The 14,308-nt window shown below is 70.0% G+C and carries 14 protein-coding genes; 11 read left to right on the top strand and 3 right to left on the bottom strand.

Going from position 1 to position 14,308, the window contains the following annotated elements; all coding sequences use genetic code 11:
* Nucleotides 1-60 precede the first annotated feature (60 nt).
* Nucleotides 61-483, top strand: a complete 423-nt coding sequence (locus BN159_RS35300; RefSeq protein WP_015661825.1) for a DUF6027 family protein — start codon at nt 61-63, stop codon at nt 481-483.
* On the opposite strand, the gene BN159_RS35305 is transcribed toward BN159_RS35300, so the two are convergent.
* Nucleotides 434-2,581, bottom strand: coding sequence for an MMPL family transporter (locus BN159_RS35305; RefSeq protein ID WP_015661826.1), 2,148 nt, complete (start codon nt 2,579-2,581; stop codon nt 434-436). The two genes, BN159_RS35300 and BN159_RS35305, sit on opposite strands and share 50 nt — an antisense overlap.
* Before the next feature lie 92 nt (nt 2,582-2,673).
* Here BN159_RS35305 and rpe point away from each other — a divergent pair, with 92 nt between their 5' ends.
* The 6 genes from rpe to BN159_RS35335 all read left to right on the top strand — a co-directional run bounded on the left by rpe (nt 2,674) and on the right by BN159_RS35335 (nt 8,901).
* Nucleotides 2,674-3,360 (top strand): ribulose-phosphate 3-epimerase, encoded by a 687-nt coding sequence (gene rpe / locus BN159_RS35310; RefSeq protein WP_015661827.1) that lies wholly within the window; start codon nt 2,674-2,676, stop codon nt 3,358-3,360.
* Between the two features lie 78 nt (nt 3,361-3,438).
* Complete coding sequence (locus BN159_RS35315) at nt 3,439-4,482, top strand: sugar-binding transcriptional regulator (protein WP_041820331.1); 1,044 nt, start codon at nt 3,439-3,441, stop codon at nt 4,480-4,482.
* Between the two features lie 217 nt (nt 4,483-4,699).
* Nucleotides 4,700-6,151 (top strand): GuaB1 family IMP dehydrogenase-related protein, encoded by a 1,452-nt coding sequence (locus BN159_RS35320; protein WP_015661829.1) that lies wholly within the window; start codon nt 4,700-4,702, stop codon nt 6,149-6,151.
* 87 nt (nt 6,152-6,238) lie between these two features.
* Nucleotides 6,239-6,733, top strand: a complete 495-nt coding sequence (locus BN159_RS35325; protein ID WP_041822114.1) for a GNAT family N-acetyltransferase — start codon at nt 6,239-6,241, stop codon at nt 6,731-6,733.
* Nucleotides 6,734-6,968: 235 nt separating this feature from the next.
* Complete coding sequence (locus BN159_RS35330; RefSeq protein ID WP_015661831.1) at nt 6,969-8,438, top strand: amino acid permease; 1,470 nt, start codon at nt 6,969-6,971, stop codon at nt 8,436-8,438.
* A gap of 10 nt (nt 8,439-8,448) precedes the next feature.
* Nucleotides 8,449-8,901: an Lrp/AsnC family transcriptional regulator gene (locus tag BN159_RS35335; protein ID WP_015661832.1), complete on the top strand. Its 453-nt coding sequence runs from the start codon at nt 8,449-8,451 to the stop codon at nt 8,899-8,901.
* A 60-nt stretch (nt 8,902-8,961) separates the two neighbouring features.
* Here the strand turns inward: BN159_RS35335 and BN159_RS35340 are convergent, their stop codons facing one another.
* Nucleotides 8,962-9,414, bottom strand: coding sequence for a hypothetical protein (locus BN159_RS35340; RefSeq protein ID WP_015661833.1), 453 nt, complete (start codon nt 9,412-9,414; stop codon nt 8,962-8,964).
* A complete protein-coding gene (locus tag BN159_RS35345) occupies nt 9,411-10,157 on the bottom strand; it encodes a GntR family transcriptional regulator (protein ID WP_015661834.1) in 747 nt (248 codons plus the stop codon). The genes BN159_RS35340 and BN159_RS35345 overlap by 4 nt, the downstream gene beginning before the upstream one ends.
* 212 nt (nt 10,158-10,369) lie before the next feature.
* Here BN159_RS35345 and BN159_RS35350 point away from each other — a divergent pair, with 212 nt between their 5' ends.
* The 4 genes from BN159_RS35350 to BN159_RS35365 are packed head-to-tail and all read left to right on the top strand — an operon-like array spanning nt 10,370 to nt 14,245.
* Nucleotides 10,370-11,515 (top strand): ABC transporter substrate-binding protein, encoded by a 1,146-nt coding sequence (locus BN159_RS35350; RefSeq protein WP_015661835.1) that lies wholly within the window; start codon nt 10,370-10,372, stop codon nt 11,513-11,515.
* The gene (locus BN159_RS35355) at nt 11,512-12,399 is read left to right on the top strand and encodes an ABC transporter permease (protein WP_015661836.1); all 888 of its coding nucleotides are present in this window, start codon (nt 11,512-11,514) and stop codon (nt 12,397-12,399) included. Before BN159_RS35350 ends, BN159_RS35355 begins: the two co-directional genes overlap by 4 nt.
* Nucleotides 12,387-13,199 (top strand): ABC transporter permease, encoded by an 813-nt coding sequence (locus tag BN159_RS35360; protein WP_015661837.1) that lies wholly within the window; start codon nt 12,387-12,389, stop codon nt 13,197-13,199. The genes BN159_RS35355 and BN159_RS35360 overlap by 13 nt, the downstream gene beginning before the upstream one ends.
* Entirely contained in the window at nt 13,196-14,245 is a 1,050-nt protein-coding gene (locus BN159_RS35365) for an ABC transporter ATP-binding protein (protein ID WP_015661838.1), read from the top strand. The genes BN159_RS35360 and BN159_RS35365 overlap by 4 nt, the downstream gene beginning before the upstream one ends.
* Nucleotides 14,246-14,308: the final 63 nt, after the last annotated feature.

The raw sequence follows: 14,308 nt of genomic DNA on the forward strand, positions 1-14,308 counted from the left end.
TCAGGGGCCCGGCGAGGTGAGACTCGGGGCATCCGACCCCTCCCAGGAGGCTGATGCCCCGTGTCGAGCCAGGCCGAGGATCCCGATGTGTGGACCGACGAGGACGGTCAGGACGTCGTACGGCTGCGCCGCTGGAAGGGGGAGTGGGCCGAGGACGATCCGCACGCCAACTTCAAGTCGGACGTGGTGGGTTACGGCCTGCTGGAACCCCTGGACACGCTGCACGGGATGTCCCGGAACCTGGACGTCCCGGTGGGCGCCCTCGTCCGGTACGTGCTGGCGCGCTGGGCCTCCGGCGGCAGCGGAGGGCTGCTGGAGGTGGGCCCGGTGATGGTGCCCCGGCTCTGGGAACCCATCGCCGCCGCGGAGGAGACGGACAGCGACGAGGAACGGCTGCGCGCCTACCACCAGCTGCGTCAGATGATCGCCTGGCTCAAGGTCCCGCTGGACGAGCCATCTGTTTATCCGCCTCAGAAGGACTGACCCCGCCGTCCTCCTTCGACAGCCGGTGCGGCCACCACACCTTCGGGCCGACGTCCAGGAACAGTGCGGTGACCAGCACGGACCGCACGATGAAGGTGTCCAGGAGGACGCCGAGCGCGACCGCGAAGCCGATCTCCGCGAAGGCGACCATGGGGAGCGTGCCGAGGGCCGCGAAGGTGCCCGCCAGGACCAGGCCGGCCGAGGTGATGACGGCGCCCGTCGCGGCGAGTCCGGTCACCACGCCCGCACGGGTGCCCTGACGGCCCGCCTCCTCTCGGATCCGGGTGGTCAGGAAGATGTTGTAGTCGATGCCCAGGGCGACCAGGAACACGAAGACGAACAGCGGGAAGTCCGTCGACTCGCCCGCGTAGTCGAACAGGTACCGGAACGCGAGCGCACTGATGCCCAGGGCCGCCGTGAAGGACAGGATCACCGTGCCGATCAGCAGCAGCGGGGCGATCAGGGCACGCAGCAGGGCGCACAGGATCAGCAGGACGACCACCAGCACCAGCGGGATGATCAGGATGTTGTCGTGCGTGGTCGCCTTGTCCATGTCCAGCAGGGCGGCCGTACCGCCGCCGACCTGGGCGTCGGCGTCCGGCACCGCGTGCACGGCGTCCCGGACCCGCTCCACCGTCTGCTTGGCGGCCTCACTGTCGGCCGGGTCGGACATGGTCGCCTCGAACAGCACCTTGCCCTCGAAGGAGGGTTTCGTGCCCGGTGGCAGGCCGAGCGACTCCGGGACCACGCCCGGGGTGGCCGCGACGACCTGTCCGACCTCCTCGGCCTGCGCCTGGTTGCTGATGATGACCAGCGGATCGCCGCTGCCCGCCGGGAAGTACCGCTCGGAGACCTCCTGGCCGGTGATCGAGTCCGGGGTGCCGGTGAAGGCGTCCGCGTTGCTGATGCCCTCGGCGCGCAACTGGATCAGACCGAGCGAGCAGATGGCGAGGACCGCCGCGGTGACGGCCCACACCATGCGCGGCCGGGCGGCGATACGGCGGCCCATGCGCGCCCAGATGCCGCGCTCGTGCGGGTTCGGGGCCCCGAGGTGGGGGACGACCGGCCAGAAGATCCACCGGCCGAAGATCACCAGCAGGGCCGGGAACAGCGTCATCATGGCCAGCATGCCGACCGCGACGCCGATCGCCGCGACCGGTCCGAGGCCGCTGGTGGAGTTCATCTCGGCGGCCATCAGCACCAGCATGCTCAGTACGACGGTGGCGCCGGAGGCGATCACGGCGGGCCCGGCGCGGTGCAGCGCCAGTGCCATCGCCTCGTGCCGGTCATGGTGGCCGCGCAGTTCCTCGCGATATCGCGCGACGAGCAGGAGGGCATAGTCCGTCCCCGCGCCGAAGACGAGCACGGTCAGAATGCCCGCGCTCTGGCCGTTCACGGTCAGGCCCGCGTGCTCCGCCAGCAGATAGATCAGGGCCTGCGCGGTGAACAGGGCGGCGATCACCGCGATCAGCGGGATCACCAGGAGGGTGGGGCTGCGGTAGGTGATCAGCAGCATGACGATGACGACCGCCATCGCGGAGAGCAGCAGCGTGGAGTCGATGCCCTCGAACGCCTCAGCGAAGTCCGCGGACGTACCGCCCGGGCCGGTGATGTGCACGGCGAGCCCGTTGCCGCCCTCGCCGGTGATCTCGCGGATGTCGTCGACCGCGGGCGCGATCTCCTCCCAGCCCTTCTCGTCCATCGTGATCGGAACCTGCACCTGGGCCGCGCGCGGATCCACCTCACGGTCGTAGGTGGGCCCGCGGGTCTCGTCGCCCCGGATGCCGTGCGCGGTGAGCTGCTTCAGCTCCCGTACGTCCTCGTCGATGGCGGCGCGGTCCTCGGCCGTCAGCCCGCTCTCCCGGGCGTAGATGACGACGGCGGGGATCTGCTCGGGCCGGAAGTCCTCGGAGATCTGAAGGACTTGGGTGGACTCGGCCGACCCCGGCAGCCAGGAGGCCGCGTCGTTGTCCTGGGCGTCGGTGAGTTTCTGGGCGAACGGTGCCACCACGAACAGCACGATGAGCCACAGCACGAGCACGACCCACTTGGCCCGCCGCCCACAGACGAGATGCGCGATCCCGCGCTTTTCAGTCATGGCCACCCCCGGGGCCGAAAGGATGCCATGCGCCGGAGCCCCCCGTAAGGGGCGCCACAACGATCCCTCGGAGGACATGGCAAAGTTGGGTCATGGCCGCGCAGATCAATCCCAGTATCCTGTCCGCCGACTTCGCCCGCCTCGCGGAGGAGGCAAAGGCGGTCGACGGAGCCGATTGGCTCCACGTCGACGTCATGGACAACCATTTCGTCCCGAACCTCACGCTCGGGGTGCCGGTCGTAGAGTCGTTGGCCCGTGCGACGGACACCCCGCTGGACTGCCATCTGATGATCGAGGCCCCCGATCGGTGGGCGCCCCAGTACGTAGAAGCGGGGGCCGGTTCCGTCACCTTCCATGTGGAGGCGGCCACCGCTCCGGTGCGTCTGGCCCGCGAGATCCGGGCCAAGGGCGCGCGTGCTTCCATGGCGCTGAGGCCCGCGACGCCGATCGAGCCGTACGAGGATCTGCTCCCCGAACTCGACATGCTGCTGATCATGACGGTCGAGCCCGGTTTCGGGGGACAGGCGTTCCTCGACATCATGCTCCCCAAGATTCGCCGGACCCGCGAGTTGATCAGCAAGCACGGGCTTGAGCTGTGGCTTCAGGTGGACGGCGGGGTCTCGGCGTCCACCATCGAGCGATGCGCGGAGGCCGGGGCGGACGTCTTCGTCGCCGGTTCCGCGGTCTACGGGGCCGAGGACCCCGCCGAGGCGGTCCGCGCGTTGCGTGCTCAGGCCGACGCGGCGACCAAGTCCGCGGCCTGGGCATGCGACCACTGAGCCAAGGGAACGTGAACGGCGCCCATCAGGGCGGATCGATCGCGCCGGATCTGCAAGGATGAACGGCGAATCCAGAATGTGAACAGTAGTGAGGAGATCGCCGTGTCGGGTATGTCGGCGGGCCGGTCAGCCATGCGGATGGGACCCGCTGAGCTGGTGCAGGCGGCGGCCATGGCCCGCCGCTTCTACCTTGAGGGCAAGTCCAAGATCCAGATCGCGGAGGAGTTCGGCGTCAGCCGCTTCAAGGTGGCCCGGGTCCTGGAGACCGCTCTCGAACGGGATCTCGTGCGTATCGAGATCCGCGTCCCCGCCGAGCTGGACGCCGAGCGCTCGGACGCGCTGCGCGCCCGCTACGGCCTCAGGCACGCCGTCGTGGTCGAGTCGCCGGCCGAGGCCGAGGAGTCTCCCGACCCGGAGAACCTCGGTGAGGTCGCGGCCGATCTGCTCGGCGAACTGGTGAACGAGGGAGATGTGCTCGGGCTGGCCTGGGGCCGGTCCACCATCCATATGGCGGCGGCTCTCGACCGGCTGCCGCCCTGCACGGTCGTGCAGCTGACGGGCGTGTACGACGCCGGGACCGCCGAGCGCGGTTCGGTGGAGGCGGTGCGCCGGGCGGCCCAGGTCTCGGGCGGTGACGCGCACCCCATTTACGCGCCGATGCTGCTGCCGGACGCGGCCACCGCGGCGGCGCTGCGCAACCAGACCGGGATCGCGCGGGCCTTCGAGTACTTCGACAAGGTCACGGTCGCCTGTGTCTCCATCGGTTCCTGGGAGCCGGGCATCTCGACCGTGCACGACATGCTCAGCGACCAGGAGCGGGCGCACTACGCCTCGCTCGGCGTCGCGGCGGAGATGTCGGCGCACCTCTTCGACGCCGACGGCCGTCGGGTCGGGCGGGACCTGGGCGAGCGGTGCATCACCGTCAAGGCCGACCAGTTGCGCCGTATCCCCGAGGTGGTCGCCATCGCGGGTGGGGCGCGCAAGGCGTCCGCGATCGACGCGGTGCTGCGGTCGGGGCTCGTCACCAGTCTGGTGACGGACACCTCGGCGGCGGACGTGCTGATGACGGCGGGCCCGACCCCGAAGCCCGCGCTCAACAGGGCGGACCCGGACGGAGTCTGACAGCAGGTCATGAGGGACGGCCCGTGACAGCATCGATCGCATGCTGCCGCGGGCCGTTCCTCGTCCGCTTCGGCGTCCTTGGAGGATCCTCCTAAGGGTTTCCCGGCTGCCCTGGATGAACCGACCGTGTATCGCAATCCGGCTGACATGGGACAATGAAGTACGTGCTCTTTCCCCCTGGCTGACCTGTCCGGGGGCCGCCTCTGAACGACTAGGGATGCAGCACGTGCGTTTCCTCAACGACATCCAGCCCGCGTATGACCTGACGTACGACGACGTGTTCATGGTGCCGAGCCGCTCGGCGGTCGGTTCCCGGCAGGGCGTGGACCTCAGCTCCCCGGACGGCACGGGAACCACGATTCCGCTCGTCGTCGCCAACATGACCGCCATCGCCGGCCGCCGGATGGCCGAGACCATGGCCCGGCGCGGCGGCCTCGTGGTCATCCCGCAGGACATTCCGATCGACGTCATCACCGAGGTCGTCTCCTGGGTGAAGAGCCGCCACCTCGTCCTCGACACCCCGATCGTGCTGGCCCCGCACCAGACCGTCGCCGACGCCCTCGTGCTGCTGCCCAAGCGGGCGCACAACGCCGGTGTCGTCGTCGACGAGAACCACCGTCCGATCGGCGTCGTCACCGACGAGGACCTCAGCGGCGTGGACCGCTTCACGCAGCTCGCCGAGGTCATGTCCCGCGACCTGCTGCTCCTGGACGCCGACATCGACCCGCGCGAGGCCTTCAACACCCTCGACCACCACAACCGCCGCTACGCCCCGGCCGTGGACGCCGAGGGCAAGCTGGCCGGCATCCTGACCCGCAAGGGCGCCCTGCGGGCCACGCTGTACAGCCCGGCCGTGGACGCGCAGGGCAAGCTGCGCATCGCCGCCGCCGTCGGCATCAACGGCGATGTGGCGGGCAAGGCCAAGCAGCTCCTGGACGCGGGCGTCGACACGCTCGTCATCGACACGGCCCACGGCCACCAGGAGTCGATGATCACCGCGATCAAGCTGGTCCGCGCGCTCGACCCGCAGGTACCGATCGTGGCCGGCAACATCGTCGCCGCCGAGGGCGTCCGGGACCTGATCGAGGCCGGCGCCGACATCATCAAGGTCGGCGTAGGCCCCGGCGCCATGTGCACCACCCGCATGATGACCGGCGTGGGCCGGCCCCAGTTCTCCGCGGTGCTGGAGTGCGCCGCCGAGGCGAAGAAGTACGGCAAGCACGTGTGGGCGGACGGCGGCGTCCGGCACCCGCGCGACGTGGCGATGGCGCTGGCCGCCGGCGCGTCCAACGTGATGGTCGGCTCCTGGTTCGCGGGCACCTACGAGTCGCCCGGCGACCTCCAGCACGACGCCCAGGGCCGCGCCTACAAGGAGTCCTTCGGCATGGCCTCCGCGCGTGCCGTGCGCAACCGCACCTCGGAGGAGTCGGCCTACGACCGCGCCCGCAAGGCGCTGTTCGAGGAGGGCATCTCCACCTCGCGGATGTTCCTCGACCCGGCCCGGCCGGGCGTCGAGGACCTGATCGACTCGATCATCGCGGGCGTCCGCTCCTCCTGCACCTACGCCGGTGCGGGCTCCCTGGAGGAGTTCGCCGAGAAGGCCGTCGTCGGCATCCAGAGCGCCGCCGGCTACGCCGAGGGCAAGCCCCTGCACGCCAGCTGGAGCTGACCCAACTCCCTTCCGCACGGCCCCCGTTGTCCCGGCTCCCGGGAAAATCGGGGGCCGTTCGCCATGCCCTGGCTCTACGGTCGAAGCATGGAGATCACCCTCTGCACGGCCACCGACGTGGCGCTGCTCGACACCTGCCTGGCCTCGCCCGGCCGTACCTCCTTCCACGCCCGGCGGTTCGCGCGCCAGGAGGCGGGGGACTGCGCCTATCTCGTCGCCTGGCTGGACGGACGGCCCGTCGGGCACGCCGAGATGCGCTGGACCGGCTGCGCGGACCCCCAGGTGCGGGACGCGACCAAGGGCTGCCCGGAGGTCGGCGGTCTTGAGGTCGCCGCGGAACTGCGCTCGCGCGGCATCGGTACGGCGTTGGTGCGGGCCGCGGAGAAGCTGGCCCGCGAGCGGCAGTTGACCGTCGTCGGGATCGGGGTCGGCAAGGACAATCCGCGCGCCGCCGCGCTCTACGAGCGGCTCGGCTACCGGCCCCTGACCGACTACCTCGACCGCTACGCCTACGAGGACCACGACGGGTCCCTGCGGGAGTGCGTCGACCCCTGCACCTTCCTGGTCCGCGAACTCGACTGAAACGGGGCCCGCGCAACGCTCGAAAGCCGCCGTGCAACGAACACCCACCCTGCCCCGAGGAACGCAATGATCTTGCGGGAACACGCAAGGTTGCTGCATTACAACGGCAATGCCGCAGCTCATAGGCTGTCGCCTCGTACGTGGCGTGGCGGGGACCCCGCTCGGTGGGTTCCTGTCTCTCAGGTGTGCCGCCGGTCCCCGTCTCCCTGACCGGCAGCGATAAGGAGCCCCCGCAGTGCTCGATCAAGGCGCACCCCCGCAGGACAGAACTCAGACCGCCCCCGCGTCCCCGGGGTTCGGCGCGAGCCTGCTCCGACGCAAGCCCGTGGAACGCCTGGTCGAGGAGGGTGGCCAGGGTGAGGGAGGCTCGCTGCGGCGCTCCCTGGGCCTGTGGCAGCTCACCATGATCAGCATCGGTGCCACCCTCGGCACCGGCATCTTCGTCGTCCTCGGCGACGCCGTCCCCGAGGCCGGTCCGGCGGTCACCCTGGCCTTCGTCATCGCCGGACTCACGGCCCTGTTCTCCGCCCTGTCGTACGCGGAACTCGCGGGCAGCATCCCGGTCGCCGGCTCCTCCTACTCGTATGCGTACGCAACGATGGGCGAGCTCGTCGCCTGGGTCTGCGGCTGGTGTCTGGTGCTGGAGTACGGCGTCTCCGTGGCCGCCGTCGCGGTCGGCTGGGGCGAGTACCTCAACGAACTCCTCGACGGCACGATCGGCGTCACCATCCCCTCCGCGCTGTCCTCGGCGCCGGGTGAGGGCGGCATCGTCAACCTGCCCGCGCTGATCGTCGTCCTGCTGGCGATGGTGTTCCTGCTCGGTGGCGTCCGGGAGTCCGCCCGCGCCAACACGATCATGGTCGCCGTGAAGATAGCCGCGCTGGTGCTGTTCTGCACGGTCGGGTTCATGGGCTTCAAGTCCGGCAACTACGAGGACTTCATGCCGCTCGGCATGGCGGGCGTCAGCGCCGCGGGTGCCACGCTCTTCTTCTCCTACATCGGCTTCGACGCCGCCTCCACCGCCGGTGAGGAGGCCAAGAACCCGAAGAAGGACCTGCCGCGCGCGATCATGCTCTCGCTGATCATCGTCACGGCGCTGTACGTGCTGGTCGCGGCCGTCGCCGTCGGCGCCTGGAACTGGACCAAGTTCGAGGGCTCCGAGGCCTCTCTCGCGGCGATCATGAACGACGTCAGCGGCCAGACCTTCTGGGGCACCCTGCTCGCCCTCGGCGCGGTCATCTCCATCGCCTCCGTGGTCCTCACCGTGCTCTACGGCCAGACCCGCATCCTGTTCGCGATGTCCCGCGACGGCCTGGTGCCCAAGGCGCTCGGCAAGGTCGACCAGAAGACCGGCACCCCGCGCCTCAACACGATCCTCGTGTCCCTGTTCTGCGGTGTCCTCGCCGCGCTGATCCCGCTCGGCAAGCTGGTCGACGCCACCAGCATCGGCACGCTCTTCGCCTTCGCCCTGGTCAACATCGCCGTGATCGTGCTGCGCTACAAGCGGCCCGAGCTGGAGCGGACGTTCAAGGTGCCGTTCGGCCCGGTGCTGCCGATCCTGGGCTTCGGCTTCTGCGCGTACAACATGTTCAGCCTCGACACCGTGACCTGGGTGGTCTTCGGGTTCTGGATGGCGGCGGGTCTCGTGTTCTACTTCCTGTACGGCTATCGCCGTTCCCGTCTTGCCGTGTCAGAAGTGAAGTGAAACACCCGCAGTGCTGAACGATCTCGACGAACGCATCGTGCACGCCCTCGCCGAGGACGCCCGTCGCTCCTACGCCGACATCGGGCAGCTCGTCGGCCTGTCCGCGCCCGCCGTGAAGCGGCGCGTGGACCGGCTGCGGGCGACCGGGGCGATCACCGGGTTCACGGTGCGCGTCGATCCGGCGGCCCTTGGATGGGAGACCGAGGGGTTCGTCGAGATCTACTGCCGGCGGAACACCTCGCCGGAGACGATCCAGCGGGGGCTTGAGCGGTATCAGGAGGTTGTGGCCGCGTCTACCGTCACTGGTGAGGCGGATGCGGTGGTGCAGGTTTTCGCCTCTGATATGCGGCACTTCGAGCGTGTGCTGGAGCGGATCGCTGGGGAGCCGTTTGTGGAGCGGACCAAGTCTGTGCTGGTGCTTTCGCCTTTGTTGCGGCGGTTTTCTTCCGGGTCGCCCACGTAGTTGTTTTGGCTGCGGGGCGGTGGGGGCTTGTCGCACAGTTCCCCGCGCCCCTGCCTGTGCCTACCTCGCCGCCTGTTTTTCTGTGCGGGTTCTGATTGATGCCAGCAGGCGGCGCATTCCCATTGCGTGGGCGCCTGTGCCGATCACCAGGCGGCGGTACACACGGCCTTGCAAGCCCGGGAATGCTGCTCGGGACTCTGCGCGGAGCAGGTAGCGGCCTGGGCCCGCCTCGTCGATGTGGAAGATGAGGGCGTAGACCGAGTAGCGGTGGCTTCCGGTGAGGACCAGTTCGTGGGTCGGGGTCGCCGCGGATACGCGGAAGCCCGGCAGCGTCGAGCCCTCTGTCAGCGGGCGTGGTCCGGTCGCGGTTACGTCCGCGCAGCCCACCAGGCGGGCGTAGCGGCCCCGGTCGAAGGCGCTGTCCAGGGCCTCCGTCAGGGCCTGCCACAACACGTCCGCCTCCGCCACGACGATCGTCGTGTGCTCGTCGATGTACGGCAGAGCCGTAGTCACATCGCATCCCCCGTCTTGCGGGCCAGCGCGTTGTTGCCGATCGAGTTGTGGACGCTGAAGCTCACCGCGTCCGAGCGGTAGCGGTCGTCCGACCACTCCACCGGGCGTCCCTCGCGGGTCGTGGTGACCCGGCGGACGCGCAGCAGTGGGCTGGTACGGCGGATTCCCAGCAGGTCGGCGTCCTGCGCCCCCGCGGCTACCGCGTCGATGACGTGCTCGCCGTAGGCGAAGACCAGGCCGGTGTCCTCGTAGAGCCGCTGGGTCACGGACGGGCAGTCCGGTTCGATGGACTCGACCGCCTTGCTGATCCAGTCCGCGTACACCGTGCGCTCCAGCAGGACCGGTTCGCCGTCCAGGCCGCGGACGCGGATGACCTGCAACACCTCTGTGCCGGCGGGCAGTTGGAGGCGTACCGCGTCCTCTGTCGTGGCGGGGCGGTACTCCTGTGCGACCACCTGGCCCGTGGCCTCGCGGCCCATCGCCTTCGCCCACTGGGCGAAGCTGCGCAGCTCGGCGAAGCTCTGGCTGCGGCGGCTGGCCAGCACCACCCGGCGGGCGCCCTGGCGGGAGCCGATGAGTCCCTCGGCGGTGAGGGCCGCCACGGCCTGGCGGACGGTGCCGCGCGAGACGCCGTAGTGGGCCGCGAGTTCCGTCTCGGCGGGCAGCAGGCTGCCGACGGTGTACTCCTCGCGGTCGATCGCCCGGCGCAGTTCGCCCGCGATCTCCTCGTGTCGCGCCGTCATGCTTCCCCTCTGGATCGGTTGCTGTGCACAGCGTGACCAGCCTAATCGAGAACAGTCGTTGATCCGTGTCAGCCGGGATTGTGCAGGGAATCGGGGGTCAGGGTTTCGCCAGTGTTTACGGTCGCGTCACCGGAGGCGGGCGTACTGAGGCCAACTTGTTCAGACAAGTTCGCAGCATCCTCGGATTCCCTCCTGCGCCCCCTGGAGCAGTCGTGACCCTGTCCCTGCCGAGAACCGTCGCCCTCGGTGCCGTCGCCGCCCTCGCGCTCAGCGCCTGTGGTGCCGCCCCCGACGACGCGTCCACCACCGCCGACGGCAAGAGCGCCGCCACCGCCACCTCCGCCGCCGACTTCGGCGGCCTGGACGCCCTGGTGAAGGCGGCCAAGAAGGAGGGCACGCTGAACGCCATCGCGCTGCCCCGCGACTGGGCCAACTACGGCGCCCTGATCGACGGCTTCGAGAAGAAGTACGGCATCAAGGTCGAGGTCGAGGCCCCCGACGGCTCCAGCCAGGACGAGATCAACGCCGTCACCTCGCGCAAGGGCCAGGACCGCGCCCCCGACGTCCTCGACCTCGGCAGCTCCTTCGCGCTGAGCGCGGCCGAGCAGGGGCTGCTCGCGCCGTACCAGGTCGAGAACTTCGGCGACCTGCCCGAGGAGCAGAAGGACGCGAAGGGCCGCTGGTACAACGACTACGGCGGCTACATCTCCATCGGCTGCGACGCGAAGCGGGTCAAGGAGTGCCCGACGACCTTCAAGGAGCTGCTGGAGCCGAAGTACAAGGGCCAGGTCGCGCTCAACGGCAATCCCACCAAGTCCGGTTCGGCCTTCGGTGGCGTGTACGCGGCGGCGCTCGCCAACGGCGGCTCCTTCGACGACATCCAGCCCGGCCTCGACTTCTTCGCCGAGCTGAAGAAGAACGGCAACTACACGCCCGTCGAGTCGACCCCGGCCACAGTCGAGAAGGGCGAGACGCCCATCAGCATCGACTGGGACTACCTGAACGCCGGTTACGCCGAGGAGTTCAAGTCCAAGGGCCTCGACTGGAAGGTCGCCGTACCCACCGACGGCGTCTTCTCCCAGTACTACTCCCAGGCCATCAACAAGGACGCCCCGCACCCGGCGGCCGCCCGGCTGTGGGAGGAGTACCTCTACAGCGCCGAGGGCCAGAACCTGTGGCTCCAGGGCTTCGCGCGGCCCGCGCTGATGGTCGCCATGGAGAAGGCCGGCACCCTCGACAAGGAGGCCGCGGCCAAGCTGCCCGCCGTCTCCGGCACCCCGAGCTTCCCGACCGAGGCCCAGCAGAACGAGGCCAAGACGGTGCTCGGACAGGGCTGGGCGAAGGCCGTCTCCGGATGACGACCACGCTCACGCGTCCGGACGTGGCGCCCGTCGCTTCGCCTCAGAAGCGGCGGCGCCGCGTCCCGGGCTCGCTCGCCGTGGTGCCGCTTCTGGCGTTCACCGCGATCGTCTTCGGGCTGCCCGCCTGGGCCATTCTCGACGGCGCGGTCACGGCCAAGGACACCGGCGCCTACAGCACCGCCAACCTGACCGCCTCCTTGCAGGGCGCCTACCTCACGGCCCTGCTCGGCAGCGTGAAGCTGTCCGCGGTCTCCGCCGGGCTCGCCGCCCTGCTCGGACTGCCGCTCGCCCAGGCCGTGGTGACCTCACGCTCCCGCGCCCTGCGCGAGGCGGTGCTCACCGCGTCCGGGGTGCTTGCCAACTTCGGCGGGGTCCCGCTCGCCTTCGCCTTCGTCGCCACCCTCGGCAACGCCGGTGTCCTCACCCGGCACTTGGGCCTGACCGACAAGGGCTGGGACCTCTACAGCTTCTGGGGACTGGTCCTCGTCTACCTGTACTTCCTGATCCCGCTGATGGTCCTCACCATCGCCCCGGCCTTGGAGGGCCTGCGCACCCAGTGGCGCGAGGCCGCCCGCAACAACGGTGCCACGGCCGTGCAGTACTGGCGTCACGTGGCCCTGCCCGTCCTCACGCCGAGCCTGCTCGGCGGGCTCGTGCTGCTGTTCGGCAGCGCCTTCGCCGCGTACGCCACCGCCGCTGCCATGGTGGGCAGTTCGGTGCCGCTGGTCACCCTCCAGATCGCCGACGCGCTCTCCGGCAACGTCCTGGTCGGTCAGGAGAACGTGGCGCTCGCCCTCAGCCTCGACATGGTTCTCGTCGCGGGCCTGGTCATGGCGGTCTACCTGCCCCTGCAACGACGGAGCACGCGATGGCTCGCCTGACCCTGTGGCGGTGGGGCGTGCTCGGCCTCGCCGCCCTGTACTTCCTGGTGCCGCTGGCCGCGTCGGTGGTCTTCACCATCGACGTGCCGGGGCAGGGCATCACCTTCGACGCCTATACGCGGATCTTCGGCACCGAGGGCTTCGTGAGCAGTCTGCTGCTCTCGCTCGGCCTCGCCGCCGCCACCATCGCCCTGGTCCTGCTGCTGACGGTGCCCGCCGCCGTCGCGCTGCGGCTCGGCGCGGCACGGTGGCGGCCGGTGGTGGAGGTGGTGTGCTCGCTGCCGCTGGTCGTCCCGCCGATCGCCTTCGTCGCCGGTATCGGCACCGTCCTGAAGTGGGGCCCCGAGCATTTGTCCCGCACACCCCTGTTCCAGACCTTCGTGGCGATCCAGAACCCGGACTTCCCGTTCATCCTGGTCCTCGCCTACGTCGTGATGGCGCTGCCCTTCGTCTTCCGCGCCCTGGACTCCGGGCTCCGCTCCGTCGACGTCCGCACCCTCGTCGAGGCCGCCCGGAGTTGCGGTGCCAACTGGCCGCAGGCGCTGATCCGGGCCGTACTGCCCAATCTGCGCGGCGCGCTGCTCAACGCCTCCTTCCTCACCCTCGCCCTGGTGCTCGGTGAGTTCACCGTGGCGCAGCTGCTCGGCTTCCAGCCCTTCGCCGTGTGGATCGTCAACGTCAGCGGCTCGCAGGCCCAGTTGTCCGTCGCCGTGTCCGTGCTCAGCCTGCTGGTGACCTGGCTGATGCTCCTCGCACTCGCCGGTTTCGGCGGACGTATTCCAAAGGACTCCCGATCATGAAGACGCTCGAAAAGGCGGCCACCGTCGAATTCCGCGGCCTGCGCCGGGAGTTCGGGGCCACTGTCGCGCTCGACGGCCTCGACCTGACCGTCCGCCCCGGCGAACTCCTCGCCCTGCTCGGCCCCTCCGGCTGCGGCAAGACCACCGCGCTGCGCATGCTCGCCGGGTTCGAACACCCTGACTCCGGCGCGGTGCTGGTGGACGGCGAGGACGTCACCCGGGTCCCCGCGCACCGCCGGGACGCCGGGATGGTGTTCCAGTCGTACAGCCTCTTCCCGCATCTCGACGCCGTCGACAACGTCGCCTTCGGGCTGCGGATGCGGAAGGTGAGCACGGCCCAGCGGCGGGCGCGGGCCGCCGAGTTGCTGGAGCTCGTCGGACTCGCCGACAAGGGTGGCCGCTATCCGCACCAGCTCTCCGGCGGACAGCAGCAGCGTGTGGCGCTCGCCCGCGCGCTCGCCCTGCGCCCGCGCGTCCTGCTCCTCGACGAACCGCTCTCCGCGCTCGACGCCAAGGTCCGCCTCACGCTCCGCGAGGAGATCCGGCGGCTCCAGCAGGAGCTCGGCATCACCACCCTCTTCGTCACCCACGACCAGGAGGAGGCCCTGTCCATGGCCGACCGGGTCGCCGTGATGCGCGCCGGACGCCTCGAACAGTGCGCGGAACCCGCCGAGTTGTACGGCCGCCCGGCCACCGCGTTCGTCGCCGAGTTCGTCGGCACGATGAGCCGGGTCCCGGGGAAGGTGTCCAAGGACGTCGTCGAGGTGCTGGGGCAGCGGCTGCCCGTGGACGGGCCGGTGCCCGCCTCGGCCGACGTGGATGTGCTGGTCCGGCCGGAGGCCGTGCGGGTGCAGGCGGACGAGGACGGTGACGGGCGCGTGGTCGCCGCCGCCTTCCTCGGCGCGGTCACCCGGGTCACCGTACGGCTGGCCGACGGCACCGAGGTGAAGGCCGATCTGGCCGAGGCGCCCTCGCTGGGAGCCGCTGTAGAGGTGTCACTCCCCGAGCGGCCCGTGCTGGTGGCGGAGCGCAAGACCGACGCATGACCGGTGGAGGATCGCAGGACCGACACCTGACCGGTGGAGGATCGCAGGACCGACGTATGAAAG

Source organism: Streptomyces davaonensis JCM 4913 (assembly GCF_000349325.1).
In the GTDB taxonomy this organism is placed as follows: Bacteria; Actinomycetota; Actinomycetes; order Streptomycetales; family Streptomycetaceae; genus Streptomyces; species Streptomyces davaonensis.

Bases quoted from the DNA above. Each gene is read 5' to 3' on its own strand.
- BN159_RS35325 (WP_041822114.1), top strand. From the start codon at position 6,239: ATGGAGATCACCCTCTGCACGGCCACCGACGTGGCGCTGCTCGACACC.
- BN159_RS35360 (WP_015661837.1), top strand. From the start codon at position 12,387: ATGGCTCGCCTGACCCTGTGGCGGTGGGGCGTGCTCGGCCTCGCCGCC.
- BN159_RS35345 (WP_015661834.1), bottom strand. From the start codon at position 10,157: ATGACGGCGCGACACGAGGAGATCGCGGGCGAACTGCGCCGGGCGATC.
- BN159_RS35355 (WP_015661836.1), top strand. From the start codon at position 11,512: ATGACGACCACGCTCACGCGTCCGGACGTGGCGCCCGTCGCTTCGCCT.
- BN159_RS35320 (WP_015661829.1), top strand. From the start codon at position 4,700: ATGCAGCACGTGCGTTTCCTCAACGACATCCAGCCCGCGTATGACCTG.
- rpe (WP_015661827.1), top strand. From the start codon at position 2,674: ATGGCCGCGCAGATCAATCCCAGTATCCTGTCCGCCGACTTCGCCCGC.
- BN159_RS35305 (WP_015661826.1), bottom strand. From the start codon at position 2,581: ATGACTGAAAAGCGCGGGATCGCGCATCTCGTCTGTGGGCGGCGGGCC.
- BN159_RS35365 (WP_015661838.1), top strand. From the start codon at position 13,196: ATGAAGACGCTCGAAAAGGCGGCCACCGTCGAATTCCGCGGCCTGCGC.